Origin of the sequence: Pseudomonas sp. CFBP2511 (assembly GCF_030209255.1) — a bacterium.
Lineage (GTDB): Bacteria > Pseudomonadota > Gammaproteobacteria > Pseudomonadales > Pseudomonadaceae > Aquipseudomonas > Aquipseudomonas avellanae.
Window position 1 is genome coordinate 409,198 of the sequence record NZ_JARVSI010000024.1, and the last position, 15,948, is coordinate 425,145.

Below are 15,948 nucleotides of genomic sequence, written 5' to 3' on the forward strand. Positions count from 1 at the left end.
CGGGTAGAATGCTCGTTCGCATGTGGCCATCTGGGCTGCACGGGCGACTCACGGGGCCGCCCTCCATTCCTATGTGTGGAAGATCCTGTCGATATGTTTGCGCCTTTGTTGAAAAAACTTTTTGGAAGCAAGAACGAGCGTGAAGTCAAACGCATGCTCAAGACGGTACAGATCGTCAATGCCTTCGAAGAGCAAATGGTGGCCCTTTCGGACGAGCAATTGCGCGCCAAGACCGAAGAGTTCAAGGCCCGCATAGCCAAAGGCGAGACCCTCGATCAATTGCTGCCTGAAGCCTTCGCGGTGGCCCGTGAAGCGGGCAAGCGTGTCATGGGCATGCGCCACTTCGACGTTCAGTTGATCGGCGGCATGACCCTGCACGAAGGTCAGATCGCAGAAATGCGTACCGGTGAAGGTAAAACCCTCGTCGGCACCCTGGCTGTGTACCTCAATGCGTTGTCCGGCAAGGGCGTTCATGTGGTTACCGTGAACGACTACCTCGCTCGCCGCGACGCCAACTGGATGCGCCCGCTGTACGAATTCCTCGGTCTGACCGTCGGCATCGTCACGCCATTCCAGCCGCCGGAAGAGAAGCGCGCCGCCTACGCTGCCGACATCACCTACGGCACCAATAACGAATACGGCTTCGATTACCTGCGCGACAACATGGCGTTCAGCATGGACGACAAGTTCCAGCGCGAACTCAACTTCGCCGTGATCGACGAAGTCGACTCGATTCTGATCGACGAAGCGCGCACGCCGTTGATCATCTCGGGTCAGGCCGAAGACAGCTCCAAGCTGTATACCGAAATCAACCGCCTGATCCCCAAGCTCGAGCAGCACATCGAGGAAGTGGAAGGCGAAGTTACCAAGCCGGGCCACTTCACCGTTGACGAAAAAACCCGTCAGGTCGAGCTGAACGAAGCCGGTCACCAGTTCATCGAAGAGATGCTCACCGAAGTCGGCCTGCTGGCCGAAGGCGAGAGCCTGTATTCGGCGCATAACCTGGGTCTGTTGACGCACGTCTATGCCGGTCTGCGTGCGCACAAACTGTTCAATCGCAACGTCGAGTACATCGTTCAGGACGGTCAGGTCCTGCTGGTTGACGAGCACACCGGTCGTACCATGCCGGGTCGTCGCTTGTCCGAGGGTCTGCATCAGGCTATCGAAGCCAAGGAAAACCTGAACATTCAGGCTGAAAGCCAGACCCTGGCCTCGACCACCTTCCAGAACTACTTCCGTCTGTACAACAAACTGTCCGGCATGACCGGTACGGCCGACACCGAAGCGTTCGAATTCCACCAGATCTACACCCTGGCGGTGATGGTCATTCCGCCGAACAAGCCTTTGGCGCGTAAAGACTTCAACGACCTCGTCTATCTGACGGCGGAAGAGAAGTACGCGGCCATCGTGACTGACATCAAGGCCTGCCTGGCCGAGAATCGTCCGGTGCTGGTCGGTACGGCGACCATCGAAACGTCCGAGCACATGTCCCGCCTGCTCAACAATGAAGGCATCGAACACAAGGTTCTGAACGCCAAGTTCCACGAAAAAGAAGCCGAAATCATTGCTCAGGCCGGTCGTCCAGGTGCGCTGACCATCGCCACCAACATGGCTGGTCGCGGTACTGACATCCTGCTGGGCGGCAACTGGGAAGTCGAAGTCGCCAACCTGGAAGACCCGACCCCCGAGCAGATCGCACAGATCAAGGCTGACTGGCAGAAGCGCCACCAGCAGGTGATCGAAGCGGGCGGCCTGCATGTGATTGCCTCCGAGCGTCACGAATCGCGTCGTATCGATAACCAGCTGCGCGGTCGTGCGGGTCGTCAGGGTGACACCGGTTCCAGCCGTTTCTACCTGTCGCTTGAAGACAGCCTGATGCGCATCTTCGCCTCTGACCGGGTGAAGAACTTCATGAAGGCGCTGGGCATGCAGTCCGGTGAGGCCATCGAGCACCGCATGGTGACCAACGCCATCGAAAAAGCGCAGCGCAAGGTGGAAGGTCGTAACTTCGACATCCGCAAGCAACTGCTTGAGTTCGATGACGTGGCCAACGAGCAGCGCAAAGTGATTTATCACATGCGTAACAGCCTGCTGGCTGCCGAGAACATCGGCGACACCATTGCTGACTTCCGCGAAGAAGTGCTCAACAGCCTGGTCAGCCAGCACATCCCGCCGCAATCCCTGCCAGAGCAGTGGAACGTTGCCGGTCTGGAAGCTGCACTGAACACCGACTTTGCCGTGAAAATGCCGATCCAGCAGTGGCTGGACGAAGACGACAACCTGCACGAGGACAGCCTGCGCGAGAAAATCATGGCGCAGTTGCTGGTCGCGTACAACGAGAAGGAAGATCAGGCCAGCGCCGAAGCGCTGCGTTCTTTCGAGAAGCAAATCCTGTTGCGTGTCGTCGACGACCTTTGGAAAGACCACCTGTCGACGATGGACCACCTGCGTCACGGCATTCACCTGCGCGGTTATGCTCAGAAGAACCCGAAACAGGAATACAAGCGCGAGTCCTTTACGCTGTTCCAGGAGTTGCTGGATTCGATCAAGCGCGACACCATTCGCGTGCTTTCGCACGTGCAAGTGCGCCGCGAAGATCCAGAGGAAGAAGAGGCGCGTCTGCGTCGCGAGGCCGAAGAACTGGCCAGCCGCATGCAGTTCGAACACGCGCCAGCGCCGGGTCTCGATCAGCCGCTGGCTGATGAAGAGGGCGGCGAAGTGCCGGTAGCCGTGGTCTCGGAGCCAATTCGCAACGACCAGAAACTGGGTCGTAACGAGCTGTGCTGGTGTGGCTCTGGCAAGAAATTCAAGCACTGTCACGGCCAGATCAATTAAGCCTGTGACTGTGTAATACCTGCGCCGCGACCGGCTTGCCCGTCGCGGCGTTTTTTCATTGATTGCCGTACCGGAATGGACGGCGCCACACTCCTTGAGGAGCACACCCCGATGGCTGTTGGTCTTGGTCCGTTGCCTGCGCTGCACCCGGTTCCCGGTTTTGAACTTGGCATTTCGTCTGCCGGCATCAAACGCCCGGGGCGCAAGGACGTCGTGGTCATGCGCTGTGCCGAAGGCTCCAGCGTGGCTGGTGTATTCACCTTGAATGCGTTCTGCGCAGCGCCGGTCATTCTGGCCAAGCAGCGCGTGCAAGGCACCGTGCGTTATCTGCTGACCAATACCGGCAATGCCAACGCTGGCACCGGTGAGCCGGGTCTGGTTGCCGCACGTCGCACCTGTGAGGCGCTGGCGCAACTGACTGGCGTTGATGCGTCGGCGGTGCTGCCGTACTCGACGGGCGTGATCGGCGAGCCGTTGCCGGTGGAAAAGATCGAAGGCGCACTGCAGGCCGCGCTCGACGACCTGTCTGTGGATAATTGGGCCGCTGCGGCGACCGGGATCATGACCACCGACACGCTGCCCAAAGGGGCCAGTCGCCAGTTCACGCACGATGGCGTGACCATCACGGTGACCGGCATCAGCAAAGGCGCTGGCATGATTCGCCCGAACATGGCGACCATGCTCGGTTACATCGCCACCGACGCCAAAGTCTCGCAGAGCGTCCTGCAGGACTTGATCCGTGACGGTGCCAACAAGTCGTTCAACCGCATCACGATCGATGGCGATACCTCGACCAACGATTGCTGCATGCTGATTGCCACCGGCCAGGCTGATCTGCCTGAAATCACCGAAGCCAAAGGGTTGTTGTTCGAAGCCTTGAAGAAAGCCGTGTTCGACGTGTGCATGGAAGTCGCTCAGGCCATCGTGCGTGACGGCGAAGGCGCGACCAAGTTTGTCACCGTGGAAGTCAACGGCGGTGGCAATCATCAGGAATGCCTGGATGTCGGTTACGCCGTCGCCCACTCGCCGCTGATCAAGACCGCGCTGTTTGCGTCCGATCCGAACTGGGGTCGCATTCTGGCCGCTGTCGGCCGTGCCGGTGTTCCGGACCTGGACGTGAGCAAGATCGATGTGTTCCTGGGCGGCGTGTGCATCGCCAGCCAAGGCTGCCGCGCCACCACCTACACCGAAGAGCAGGGCTCGGCGGTCATGGCCGAGGCCGAAATCACCATCCGTATCGAACTGGGTCGTGGTGATTGCAGTGAAACCATCTGGACCACGGACCTTTCTCACGAGTACGTGAAGATCAACGCCGAATACCGCACCTGATTCAATGTCTGGCGCGGGGTCATCCTGACTTCGTGCCGGACTCAATGGAGCTGAACCATGAGCCTGCATCTGATTATCGGCGACAAACGCTACTCCTCCTGGTCGCTGCGCCCCTGGCTGGTGCTGGAAATGATCGGTGCGCCCTTCACCGATCAAGTTATCCGCCTCAACCAGCCTGATACCCGCGATAACATTCTCCAGTATTCGCCGACCGGCAAAGTGCCTGCGCTGCAGTGCGAGCACGGTACGATCATTGATTCGCTGGCCATTTGCGAATACCTGGTCGAGCGCTTCCCTGACGCCGACTTGTGGCCGCGCGACATCGCTGCCCGTGCCCAGGCTCGTTCGGCCTGTGCGCAGATGCACAGTGGTTTCGTCAGCCTGCGCTCGAACATGCCGATGGACCTGCGTCGTGATCAGGCGCTGGAAGTGATTTCTGTCGACACCCAGAACGACATCGACCGCATCGTTGCGTTGTGGGCCGAGTGCCGCGCTGCTGCTGTCGAGACGGGCCCCTTCCTGTTTGGTAAACCGAGCATTGCCGATGCGTTCTTTGCGCCGGTGGCGATTCGCCTGCGCGGCTATCGTGTCCAGTTGCCTGCCGAGGCGCTGGCGTACGTTGAAACCCTGTACCAGTGGCCTGCATTCAAGCGCTGGCAGCAGGCTGGTCTGGAGGAGTCCTGATCGTGAAACGAGTTCATGTGGCCGCCGCCGTCATTCGCGGTACCGACGGCCGGGTACTGATCGCCCGACGCGCCGACAGTCAGCATCAGGGCGGCCTCTGGGAGTTTCCTGGCGGCAAGGTCGAGGCGGGCGAGACGGTCGAGATTGCGCTTGCACGTGAGCTGCAGGAAGAACTGGGCATTGTGGTGACGGCGGCGCGTCCGTTGATCAAGGTTTGCCATGATTACCCGGACAAGCAGGTGCTGCTGGACGTGTGGGAGGTGTCGGCCTTCACGGGCAAACCGCACGGTGCAGAAGGGCAGCCATTGGTCTGGGCGAGCCCTCGTGAGCTGGCCAATTACGACTTTCCGGCAGCCAATCAGCCGATCGTCGCCGCCGCACGCTTGCCCGGCGAGTACCTGATCACGCCCGAGGGGCTGGACAACATCGAGTTGCTGCGCGGCCTGCAGAAGGCCATTGCTGGCGGAATCAAGCTGGTGCAACTGCGAGCGCCGGGTGGCTATGACCCGAAGTACCGCGATCTGGCGGTGGATGCGGCAGGTTTGTGTGCAGGCAAGGCGCAACTCATGCTCAAAGGCCCTCTGGAATGGCTGGGTGACTTTCCTTCCGCTGGTTGGCATCTGACGGCACAGCAACTGCGCAAGTACGCCAGTAATGGACGTCCGTTCCCCGAGAATCGCTGGCTGGCTGCGTCCTGCCACAGCGCCGAAGAGCTGGCACTGGCAGAGCAGATGGGTGTGGATTTCGTTACCCTGTCACCGGTTCAGCCCACCCTGACCCATCCGGACGCACAGCCGCTGGGTTGGGAACAGGCCACCCGATTGATCGCAGGCTTCAACAAGCCTGTCTTTCTGCTGGGCGGCGTAGGCCCTGCGCAGCGCCAACAGGCCTGGGAAAGCGGCGCACAGGGCGTGGCGGGAATACGCGCGTTCTGGCCTGACGAAATCATCTGAGTTGCCACAGAGGACGCAGAGTGTCCAGAACGGCATGCCGACGCTGAGCGTCGCACGATAGTCGAGATTATCGTTGCTCACGCTCCAGCGTCGGAATACTCTGGGTGAAGCTCCGTATCGCGCAGCTATTTCGGCTTGATGTCAAACCGGCTTGGGCGCGGGCTCCCAGAGTATTTCAGCAATGCCTTGCCTTCTGGCGATCAGTCGCGCTGCCACGAACAGCAGGTCCGACAGCCTGTTGATGTACGCAAGCCCAGCGCCTTCCAATGGCTCGACTGCGTTCAAATGCTGGCAGCGGCGTTCGGCGCTGCGTGCCAGACTGCGGCAGATGTGCGCTTGGGCGATCAGCGTCGAGCCACCGGGCAAAATGAAGTTTTCCAGCGGCCCCAGCTCTTCATTCCACACATCAATGGCCGCTTCCAGCCGCTCGACCTCTGCACTGTTCAGCGCCTTGTAGGTCGGCATCGCCAGCTCCCCGCCCAGATCGAACAGCCGATGCTGGCAGGGCACAAGCACCTCGATCACTTCGTTAAGCGCCGGCACGCGCCGAGCCTCATCAACAAGCCCCGCCAGCAACAGCCCGAGCTGACTGTTGAGCGTATCGACCTCACCGATCGCTTCGACGCGTGGATGGTCCTTGGGCACCCGACGGCCGTCGCCCAGTCCGGTTTCTCCGGTGTCGCCAGTGCGTGTGTATATCTTCGACAAACGAAAGCCCATTGCTACGATTCCTGATCAAGACTTGGAAATGACCTGCTGCTGAACATTCACCTGATTGGCTACCAGCGGTAAACGCAGGGTAAAGCAGGTGCCGGTGCCGAGGGAGGACTGCACCTCCATCTGGCCTTTGTGGTTATTGGTGATGATGAAGTACGACACCGACAGACCCAGCCCGGTGCCCTGACCAATCTCCTTGGTGGTAAAGAACGGCTCGAACGTACGTTTGCGAACGCTCTCCGACATGCCGATGCCGTTGTCTTCCACCTGAATTTCGGCCCACGGTGGATTGAGACGGGTGCGCAGGATAATGCGTCCGGGCTCTTCGCTCTCGGGTCGCTGATGAATTGCCTGGGCAGCGTTTTTCAGCAAGTTCAGCAGCACTTGTTCCAGCTCGTTGGCGATGCACGGCACCGGACCCAGTTCCGGGTCGAACTGACGAATGATGTGCTGGCCCTTGAAGTCGAAACCGATGGTCAGGTCGAAGTCGTTACTGGCGATCTCCACGGCCTGATCAACCAGTGCTGGCAAGTCGCTGGGCGACAGCTGACGGCTGCTCAAGCGACTGAAGTTGAGCATGTGGCTGACGATTTTCGCGGCTCTTGCACCGGCCTGCTGAATGCCGTCGAGCAGCTTTGGCACGTCGCGGCTTTCCAGGTAAAGATTGACCTGTGCCAGATCGATGCCATCGGCCTCGGCCTGTTCGATGTTCTTTGGCAATTCCGGAGACAGGCGCCGTCGGATGTTTTGCACGTTGTGCAAAATCGCCCCCAGCGGGTTGTTGATCTCATGCGCCATGCCCGCCGCCAGCCCGCCGACTGACAGCATCTTCTCCGACTGGACCATCATTTCTTCCAGCGAAATACGCTGGGTGATGTCATCGATGCGGATCACCACGCCCCGCCCGGCATCGCCGGTCAGCGGGTAAAAGGTCAGCGCATAGTGGCGCGCCTCGTCGTTCTTGATCCAGTTCACACGCTCGATCTTGGTCACGCTGTGCCGCTCGACCGTATGCTTGATCTGCGGCAGAAACGAACGCATCGGCTCGAATGCGAGAAAAATCGGCTGATTCAGCGCCTCGTCCAGCGTGGTCCCGGAAAGCGCGGTCGCCTCCTGATTCCACTGGGTCACGTACAACTGCTCATCCAGCGCGATCATCGCCGAAGGCATCGAATCGATGATGCTGTTGAGGTAGTTCTGAAAACCGGTGAGCTTCTTCTCGATCTTGCTGCGCACCTGAACTTCCAGCTCCAGCTTGCGGTTGGTGTGGCGGGTTTCCTCGGCCAGCCCCTGGGCCTGATCGTAGGCTTCCTGGGAATCGTCACGGGCGCGCTTGAGTTGCTGCTCACGCGCCTCGATACGCGACAACATGGTATTGAACGCCTCGGCCAGACTGCCGATTTCATCGACGTTGCCAGGCTCCGCGCGCAAGGCGTAGTTTTCTTCGCGGGTCACCTGCCGGGACAGTTCTTCGAGTTGGTAGATAGGCTCGGTGATCAAGCGCCTGATCTGCCGCGCCACCACCAGCCACAGCAACACGCTGAACACCAGAATGCCAAGGCTGGCGGTCAGCGTGCCGGTATAGAACGCAGGCGGCAGCTCGCTGCTGGCGACCAGCAACAGATGCCCGGGCGGCTCGTCTCCCTTGGGCACTGTGATCACCTGCGTGCTGCGAAACTCGGTCAGGCGCCAGCTATCGAGGTCTTTGAAGTGCCTGGGCAGTTCAAGGCTCTGACCCTGTTGCATCTGTTCAAGCCGCTCGCCGTCATTGTCATACAGCGCCGCTGCACGTAACGGCCCGTAACTTTTCAGCTCTTTGAGCAGGGCACGTGCTTCGTTTGGCGAGTACAAGGCCCGCTCGTTGAGGTCGGCGCTGCTGATCAGTCGGCCGATGGTCTGCAAGGCCTGTGGCGCCATCGCTTCTTGAGAGATGTAATACGCGGCACCGATGAAGGTCAGGTTGGCGACCAGCAGCACGGTGGTCATCAGGACCAGCAGGGCAGCCAGCAGTTTCTGACCTACCGGCAGGTTTTCCAGGCGTTGGCGCAAAGGCATTGGGCGAGCCGCATTGAGGTGTGATGCGAGCAGGGTAGCGCGGGCTAGTCAGTACGCAAACCCTTGCTTGCCAGATGAGCTGTCAGACGCGTCTGTAATTGCTGCAAGTACGGTGCAGGACTGCGATGGCGTGCCGCCGCTGCGCAAGCGTATCCCAGCAAATAGCTGATTTCGGTTCGGCGCCGGTGAAGTACATCCTGATACATGGATGAGTAATTGGCCGCCGTCGCCTGGATAACACGCAGTACCTCGTCGTGCAGCCCTGGCGCGGCGGCTGGCTGACCGCAACACGCCAGCAGGTCGCTCAGCTCGGCGCAGAGCGTCGCCACCTCGTCGCCGTGGTCAAGCAATCCACCGTTACGGCAGTCGTGCAGCACGGTCAGCGGGTTGATCGCGCAATTGAGCGCCAGCTTGCGCCACAGGCGTGTCAGGATATCGGGCGCCCATTCATGGGCAATGCGGCTGTCGCGCACATCCTGCAACAGTGAAGGTGCCGTCGGGTTCGACACATCGCCCAGCCAGGTAAAACCCTGGCCGGCGAACCTGACGCGCCAGTCCGATTCCATAAACGCGCCTTCGGTGCTGGACGCGAACAGGCAACGGGCATGGGGAACTCGCGCAGCCACCGCGTCCTGACTGCCTAGACCGTTCTGCAGCAGGATCACCTCGGCATTGGCCGCAAGGCGCGTTGCCACCTGCGCAACCGCCTGTTCAGCGTCATACGCCTTGCAGGCAACCAGCAGGCGCTCGATGGGCTCGTTGTGCGCAGCAGTTTGCGCCTCGATCGGATAAGCCTGGGCCACGTCGCCCTCGAACAGTGTCACGCAGCCGCCACCGGCTTGATAAGTGGCCAGTCTGGCGGCGTCGCGCAGTATCAGGCGCACTGGAAGGCCCGCCCGTGTCAGCCGCGTTGCCCACAGACTGCCAAGGCTGCCCGCACCGAGTACATGCCAGATAACGGCCATCAGCGCGGCACGATCACGTACTGAAACGGTCTGCTGAACGTGAAAACAGGGATGTGCATGAAAGGCTCACAGTGAACGCAGGAAAAGTCTCGTTATAATGAGCGTTCTTTCACACCGTCAAGTCATGCGTGCCCAAATCGTGCGCACGCCGTTTATCTGGAGAACATACATGCCCTCGTTCGACGTAGTGTCCGAATTGGATAAACACGAAGTCACGAATGCCGTCGACAACGCCATCAAAGAACTGGACCGTCGCTATGACCTTAAAGGCAAAGGCACGTTCGAGTTCAAGGAACTGACCGTTACGCTGACCGCCGAAGCCGACTTCCAGCTGGAAGCGATGATCGAGATCCTCAAGCTGGCGCTGGTCAAGCGCAAGATCGACGGCAAATGCCTGGAAGTCAAAGACGCCTACGCATCCGGCAAGCTGATGAAGCAGGAAGCCGTACTGCGCGAAGGCATCGACAAGGAGCTGGCGAAGAAAATCGTCGCTCACGTCAAGGAAGCCAAACTCAAGGTCCAGGCCGCCATTCAGGGCGAGCAGGTACGCATTACCGGCAAGAAGCGCGACGACCTGCAAGAGGCCATCGCTGCACTGCGCGCCTACGATTCGGGCATGCCGCTGCAGTTCAACAACTTCCGCGACTGAACATTTGTACTGAGCGCCTGGGAACCCTGCGTCCCCCGGTCAGTCCGAATCGCCTTGAACGTTGAAGCGACGGCAGCCCGCCGCCGCTTCGATGTCAGTTCGTGACGGGTAAGGAGATAACGATGGATTTAAACGCAGAAGTCGGTCATCTGTGGCAAGCGTCGCAGGCGTGGATTCCGATGATCATGGAATACGGCAGCCGTTTGCTGCTGGCACTGGTCACACTGTGCGTAGGCTGGTGGCTGATCAATCGGCTCACCGGCAAACTGGGCGCGCTGCTGGCGCTGCGCCACGCCGATCTGGCCTTGCAGGGCTTTGTCAGCAACCTGGCGAACATTATTCTGAAAATCCTGCTGGTGGTCAGCGTCGCTTCGATGATCGGCGTCGAAACCACCTCGTTCGTGGCCGCTATCGGTGCTGCTGGTCTGGCCATCGGCCTGGCCTTGCAGGGCAGCCTGGCGAACTTCGCGGGCGGTGTGCTGATTCTGCTGTTTCGCCCGTTCCGGATCGGTGACTGGATCGAAGCTCAGGGTGTCGCGGGAACTGTCGACAACATCCAGATCTTCCACACTGTGCTGCGCACCGGCGACAATCGCACCGTGATCATGCCCAACGGCAACCTGTCCAACGGCATCATCACCAACACCAATCGTCAGCCGACCCGCAAGATCTCGTTCGACATCGGCGTCAGCCACGATGCGGATCTGAGAAAAGCACTGCAGGTCCTGCTGGACATGGCCGACGACCCGCGCGTACTCAAGGACCCGGCCCCGCAGGCCGTGGTGGCAACGCTGGGCGAAAACGCAATCACCCTGTCGCTGCGCGTCTGGACCAGCACTGGCGACATGGGCGACGTGAACTCGATGTTCAACATCGAAGCGCGTGACCGCTTGAAGGACGCAGGCATCGAGATTCCATTGCCGCAGCGGATTGTGCGGGTGGTTCAGGAGTAATCGTGTGTGCGGCACGAGAAAGCCCTGGCTCGTTAGAGTCGGGGCTTTTCTTTATTTGCAGGTTCAGGAAAAGACTATTTCCATGGTCGATGACTGTCTCTCCGGCACGAACAGTATGCTATTTGCTGTAAATGTAACCGTCGTTGTCCTCATCTTCCTCGTTGATATCCGTGAGTTTTTCTTGATGAGGCACCGGGTAAAGACCCAGTACGGCCGCCACTCCCGTAGATATGCCCATGATGAAGGGGGTTGGCTCGGGATACTGCGAGAGCTTTCGATCGGGATCTTCGGTGGGATTAACGCCGCTGCCAGCGGGGAGCTTCATTATCTTCATGCCATCAGCGGTGAGGATGCAGCGAGGCGGGACTATCTTGCCTTCAAACATTTCCACTATTTCGGCGGTGGGTAACGGCGTGAGTGGTTCGCTGACCTGTGCGCCTGATTCACGATGCGTGAACAAGAAATTCTCGCCGCTTTTCTCGATACGAATCCTTGGCTGATTCTTGGGCTTTGTGGCGTAGTCACCCATCAACTCGTCACACGGGGACACGGACTCTTGCGCACAGCCCGCTAATAGAACCATCCCGGCGACTAAATGCATCCCTACGACGGCCTGACGAAAACGCGTGTACATATTTCTTCCTTGTTCCAATTGAGGGGGCAGTTCCATGATGTTCCCTGTGCTTGCGCTGCATGACCTGATCACGAAATCTCCTAAACCACTCGCACATTCATGGCATGGCTGGCCACACCCTGACAGCCGCACGCCAGTCGATGGCCGTGCAGCACCACCGGTATGCCGTTCAGCTTTCGGGTGGGATGGCCTTCGATAAAGGCAAATTCACCGGAGTGAAGCGGGCAGGTAGCTTTGTCGCCTAGCACGGCCGGTGGCTTGCCGTTGATGGTGTGGGTGCCTGCCAGTTGGCAGGACACCACCTGGCCACCGCTGCTGGTGGCGTCGCCCAGGCAGACCGGATAACTCACTCTGCAGGTGCCCCGCCGGTTGGCGAGCCGAAGGTGAACGGGTCGGCACCACGGTTCTGGCTGTTCTTGGCCTTGCGTGCTTCATCGGGCGGGCGGACCATTTGTACGGTCAGGCTGCCATCGGTGCCTGCGTAGACCACCGCACTGACGCCGCCGTCCTTGTAGCTGGCGATGGTCGCCAGATTGATCTCGACCAGTGCACCGCTGACCCCGGTATTACCCAGACGGCGACCGATGTCGTAGCCTTCTTCGACATTGCCCAGTTCAAGGCCGTGGCCGTCCTTGTTCAGGTCGTGCAGGGCATTGTTCAGAGCAATTTCGGCTTCCGGGTTGTTGGTGCTGTCGTAGAACACCCGTACAGGTTTCTGGCCTTCGGGCAGAGTGTCCAGCGCTTGTACCCACGCGGCTTGCAGGGCTTTGGCTTGCAAAGCAGGTTTCAGGCGCTTGCCCTGTTCATCCTGCATGGGCGCCTTGATCGGGCGATGGAGATAGCCGAGCACTGGAGCCGCATCGAACTCCTTGACCTGATGTTGCCCCCAGCGGATGGGCAGCCAAGGGGAAGGCTCGAAGTTGCCAGGGCCACGGTTGCTGATGGTTTTCCAGAGGGTGGGGAGTTGGGATTGCCAGTAGGCGGTGGACATGGTGCCGGGGGCGTAGGGGGTTTCAACGCCTTTCGCTTTCTCGGCAGTTTCGTACCAGTCCATAAAAGCTTTGTCCCGATCCCAGTAGAAAGCCCAAAGCTTGCCTAGATCGGTATCTTTGCTCTGGTTGTCCTCTGGCTCGTTTGTCGCATAGGGACGAATATAGCGATCTACCCTGTCGGAACGGGTGACCAGCAGGCCTGTCATGCTTTCAAATACCGTTGGTACTACTTGAGTATTTTTCTGCAGGCCAGGAGTGCCACGTTTGCGATATATGTTCCGCGTGACGTCCCCGTCCTCGCTTGCGATCAGTGCTTGCGGAACTTTAGGATTAGCCTCAAAAAACTGAAACAGTCGCTCGATCATGCTTTGTGCGTAGTTGGTGCTCTCATCGTTTTGCCAGAGAAGCTGGGTGACACCTAAGGTCGCTGCATTCCGGCCGGAGTTGATTAGATTCGCTGCACGGTAGGGCTTTTCGTAAGGGTTCGGAGGGCCTAAAGCAAAGGCTGGAATTGGCCAATAGGCCACCGACTCTCCTGCAGAATGCTGGAAAGCCACCCGAGTATTAATATCCGCTGTAGTTTCTCGCGAGCTCAAGGATGGGTTGTAGGCTTTAGAGTCCGACGGAAATATCGATGAGAAATTGTTGCTTTTTTTAGCAATTTCTCGCCAGACAGACGATTGATGCCAGTCATTGACTGCAAGGCCTACGCCTCGTATTTCTAGTGAGTATGTTCGCGCTTGCTCAGCCTGTTGTTCTGCATTTTTGGCAATGATCTCAGATTTATAAGCCGCCAGTTCGTGCTTTTCATTGGCAATAGCTTTGCCCCACCAATGCCCACTGTAACTTAGCAGAACTGCACCTAGAATCCCTGCAATACCCCAGCGGGTAACCGAGTTTATATCACGAAGTTCCATATTGTTTTCCTGTGCGTTGAGATAGACCAGCAGAACGAAGCCGAGCCATAGCGCGAGCATCACCCCGGTTATCCAGACATAAGGCTTAAGTTTTGGACGAAGCGTTGATCTTTGTCGTTTAACTGTCACTGGCTACCTCCGTTTTTCAATGAAGCTTGGACCAAGGGAGGAGGTACCAGAGATACTAAGCTCGCAGGTGGAAAGATTCCTTTTTGATAATACTCATGGCAGGCCTTCACGAGTGCCTTAGTTTCAGCGCTAAGATTTTCCCAGCCAGGTAATTCAGTGGTGCTAAGAAACTGCCTTACATCCATCTTCCAATCTGCAATCGCCACCAACACATCACGCATCGCCGGGTCGTCCAGGCATTTCGCCTGGCCAATCGCAATATCCATCGCCGTTACCCGTCGATGGTTTTCAGGGCTGCGCAGCAGGCCTGAGTGGTAGCTATTGTCGTCTAGCACATCTTTGCTCTTGTCCATGTATTCACGTATTTCGTCCGGGGTTTCTTCCCGTTCTATATCGTAAGGATCCATAGGTTTCGGTGCGCCTTCGCCGGGCGTTCTTCGTTTGCGCATCATGCGAGTTTGTTCACCGGGCGCTTTGCCCATGTTCCATTTAGCGACCTCTAGCTCCAGATCTACTGGGCCAATCTGGCTGCGAACATAGCGCCATTTGAATTTGGCCCTGGGATTTCCCAAGGCAGAGGCTTGGTTCGCATCATCCGGCCTGTCTAGACCCGACGGGGTCGGTTTTCCTAAGTCCTCCTCCCCGCCAAACATTAGAGGGGCATGTGGCGGGTACAGTTGTTCAGCGTTGATCAGGACTTTATGCCCTTTTTCTATAGCGCCTTTAGATAGTGGTCCAGTGAGCCATCCTCCGCCGGGATAGCGAGATTCGCCTTTGGCACGCAACAGCTCATAGCCCGGTGGCTTGCCAACCATGACTGGCAAATTGTCACGCGTGCGCTTGGTCCACATGCGTTGAAAAAAACGCACAGCCTTCAATTCAGCCATGGGGTTGCGATCGCTATTCTTACCGTGCGTATCCCACACCCCAAACGTACCGATGCCTCTTACGTCATCCAGTGCGACGGTGGTGTCGTCCGGGCAGAAATACAGGTACACCTTGCCGCGGTTATCGCGCTCGGGAAATACCGTCATGTTACTGTCGCTGTCCAGGCGCGTACCTTGTGTAGGCGACCACAGCGGGCCGCTTCGTCCGCAGTAGGTTGCAGTGTTGCGCAGGTCCGACAGCGGCGGCTGGGCATGGGGTGCCTGAGTCACCTGCGCTACGATGCGGGTCAGCGTGGTTAGTGTGTCTTGATCTTTGGGAGTCACTTCCGGGAACAGGCAGTAGGGCGTGTCCACCATAATGATTGTGTCCGCGCAACGATGCCCCCCGTCCACCAGCAGTGCTTGCGCCAGCAGGGTGATTAACGAACCTTGGCTGTGCGCCATGATCGAAATGGTCTCGTCGGGAGAAACCCGACGTATCTCCCTGACCATCATGGCGAGCCGGTGAGCGGCCAGCACGTAATAACGCCGATGCGGGTTATTGCTCATAAAATGGGTATTGGGCAGCGTGAGGCTCGCAAGCTCAAGACGCGTGTTTAATTGCAAACCGTTGTCATACATCTGCAGTAGGTTGTTGGTGGCATTGACGAAAAAACCACCTGCCTTGCCGAAATGGCGATCAAGGCGATTGCGCTGTTTGTCCTGGTACTGGCCGCGTAGCTTTGTGGGGGCGTTGTTTTGGTCTCGACTGATTTCGCCAGGCTCGGCTCGATATCCCCAATAGAAGGGGATTAGCAGGCTGCGCGTTTTCGGGTCGTCCGTATCGCGGTTGTAAAGATAGGTGTCTGGGTCGTCAAGCAACTGCTTATCTCGATCTCCCAGTTGTTGTTTGGTTTTGAGTTTTTCTCTCGCTACGCCGTACTCAGCCCCATATCGCCCCGGCACCAGATCCGGCCGGTCCAGCCGCTCATTCACCCCCTGACACAACCCGCTCTCCACCATGCTGTACGACGCCCCCGGATCATTCACACCATGCAGAAAGATCACCACGCCGGGCAGGTCGGCGGGCACTTCCATTTTGCAGGTGGTGTTGAGGTTGGGGATCAGCCGTGTGTTGCCTTGGGCAACGGCGTATTCATCGGCACCGTTCATTACGCACCTCCTTTGGGTGCGCCGCTGCGTAATGCCGAGACTTGTGCCTGATGCATCATTTCGCGCTCCACTCGCTCTGTCAGTCCGCCTGCGTCCG

Annotated in this window: 13 protein-coding genes; 6 read left to right on the forward strand and 7 right to left on the reverse strand. The window is 58.6% G+C overall.

Annotated features, from left to right (window positions below; genetic code table 11):
• Positions 1-93: 93 nt before the first annotated feature.
• The 4 genes from secA to QRN38_RS21630 all read left to right on the forward strand — a co-directional run bounded on the left by secA (position 94) and on the right by QRN38_RS21630 (position 5,801).
• On the forward strand, positions 94-2,835 hold the full coding sequence (gene secA / locus QRN38_RS21615; RefSeq protein ID WP_005766579.1) for a preprotein translocase subunit SecA: 2,742 nt from the start codon (positions 94-96) through the stop codon (positions 2,833-2,835).
• Positions 2,836-2,946: 111 nt separating this feature from the next.
• Positions 2,947-4,164, forward strand: a complete 1,218-nt coding sequence (argJ, locus tag QRN38_RS21620) for a bifunctional glutamate N-acetyltransferase/amino-acid acetyltransferase ArgJ (RefSeq protein WP_003377657.1) — start codon at positions 2,947-2,949, stop codon at positions 4,162-4,164.
• Between the two features lie 57 nt (positions 4,165-4,221).
• The gene (locus QRN38_RS21625; protein ID WP_057418808.1) at positions 4,222-4,848 is read left to right on the forward strand and encodes a glutathione S-transferase family protein; all 627 of its coding nucleotides are present in this window, start codon (positions 4,222-4,224) and stop codon (positions 4,846-4,848) included.
• Between the two features lie 2 nt (positions 4,849-4,850).
• Positions 4,851-5,801, forward strand: coding sequence for a Nudix family hydrolase (locus tag QRN38_RS21630; protein WP_057418809.1), 951 nt, complete (start codon positions 4,851-4,853; stop codon positions 5,799-5,801).
• Positions 5,802-5,942: 141 nt separating this feature from the next.
• Here the strand turns inward: QRN38_RS21630 and QRN38_RS21635 are convergent, their stop codons facing one another.
• From QRN38_RS21635 to QRN38_RS21645, 3 genes are read right to left on the reverse strand one after another with little or no spacing between them, the layout of a single operon-like run.
• Positions 5,943-6,521: a cob(I)yrinic acid a,c-diamide adenosyltransferase gene (locus QRN38_RS21635; RefSeq protein ID WP_005739026.1), complete on the reverse strand. Its 579-nt coding sequence runs from the start codon at positions 6,519-6,521 to the stop codon at positions 5,943-5,945.
• A 15-nt stretch (positions 6,522-6,536) separates the two neighbouring features.
• Complete coding sequence (locus QRN38_RS21640; protein ID WP_005766590.1) at positions 6,537-8,573, reverse strand: sensor histidine kinase; 2,037 nt, start codon at positions 8,571-8,573, stop codon at positions 6,537-6,539.
• 44 nt (positions 8,574-8,617) lie between these two features.
• Positions 8,618-9,538 carry a putative 2-dehydropantoate 2-reductase gene (locus QRN38_RS21645; RefSeq protein ID WP_057418810.1) on the reverse strand — a complete coding sequence of 307 codons (921 nt, stop codon included), beginning with the start codon at positions 9,536-9,538 and terminating at the stop codon, positions 8,618-8,620.
• A 169-nt stretch (positions 9,539-9,707) separates the two neighbouring features.
• Between QRN38_RS21645 and QRN38_RS21650 the strand changes: the two genes are divergently transcribed.
• Together QRN38_RS21650 and QRN38_RS21655 are read left to right on the forward strand one after the other, a co-directional pair.
• Positions 9,708-10,187: a YajQ family cyclic di-GMP-binding protein gene (locus QRN38_RS21650; protein ID WP_003380977.1), complete on the forward strand. Its 480-nt coding sequence runs from the start codon at positions 9,708-9,710 to the stop codon at positions 10,185-10,187.
• Positions 10,188-10,309: 122 nt separating this feature from the next.
• Complete coding sequence (locus tag QRN38_RS21655) at positions 10,310-11,140, forward strand: mechanosensitive ion channel family protein (protein ID WP_057418811.1); 831 nt, start codon at positions 10,310-10,312, stop codon at positions 11,138-11,140.
• 118 nt (positions 11,141-11,258) lie between these two features.
• Here the strand turns inward: QRN38_RS21655 and QRN38_RS21660 are convergent, their stop codons facing one another.
• From QRN38_RS21660 to QRN38_RS21675, 4 genes are all read right to left on the reverse strand, one after another.
• A complete protein-coding gene (locus QRN38_RS21660) occupies positions 11,259-11,774 on the reverse strand; it encodes a hypothetical protein (protein WP_024666629.1) in 516 nt (171 codons plus the stop codon).
• Between the two features lie 80 nt (positions 11,775-11,854).
• Positions 11,855-12,124 carry a PAAR domain-containing protein gene (locus QRN38_RS21665; RefSeq protein ID WP_057418812.1) on the reverse strand — a complete coding sequence of 90 codons (270 nt, stop codon included), beginning with the start codon at positions 12,122-12,124 and terminating at the stop codon, positions 11,855-11,857.
• The gene (locus QRN38_RS21670) at positions 12,121-13,812 is read right to left on the reverse strand and encodes a type VI lipase adapter Tla3 domain-containing protein (protein WP_162491803.1); all 1,692 of its coding nucleotides are present in this window, start codon (positions 13,810-13,812) and stop codon (positions 12,121-12,123) included. The genes QRN38_RS21665 and QRN38_RS21670 overlap by 4 nt, the downstream gene beginning before the upstream one ends.
• Positions 13,809-15,851: a T6SS effector phospholipase Tle3 domain-containing protein gene (locus QRN38_RS21675; protein ID WP_057418813.1), complete on the reverse strand. Its 2,043-nt coding sequence runs from the start codon at positions 15,849-15,851 to the stop codon at positions 13,809-13,811. Before QRN38_RS21675 ends, QRN38_RS21670 begins: the two co-directional genes overlap by 4 nt.
• Positions 15,852-15,948: the final 97 nt, after the last annotated feature.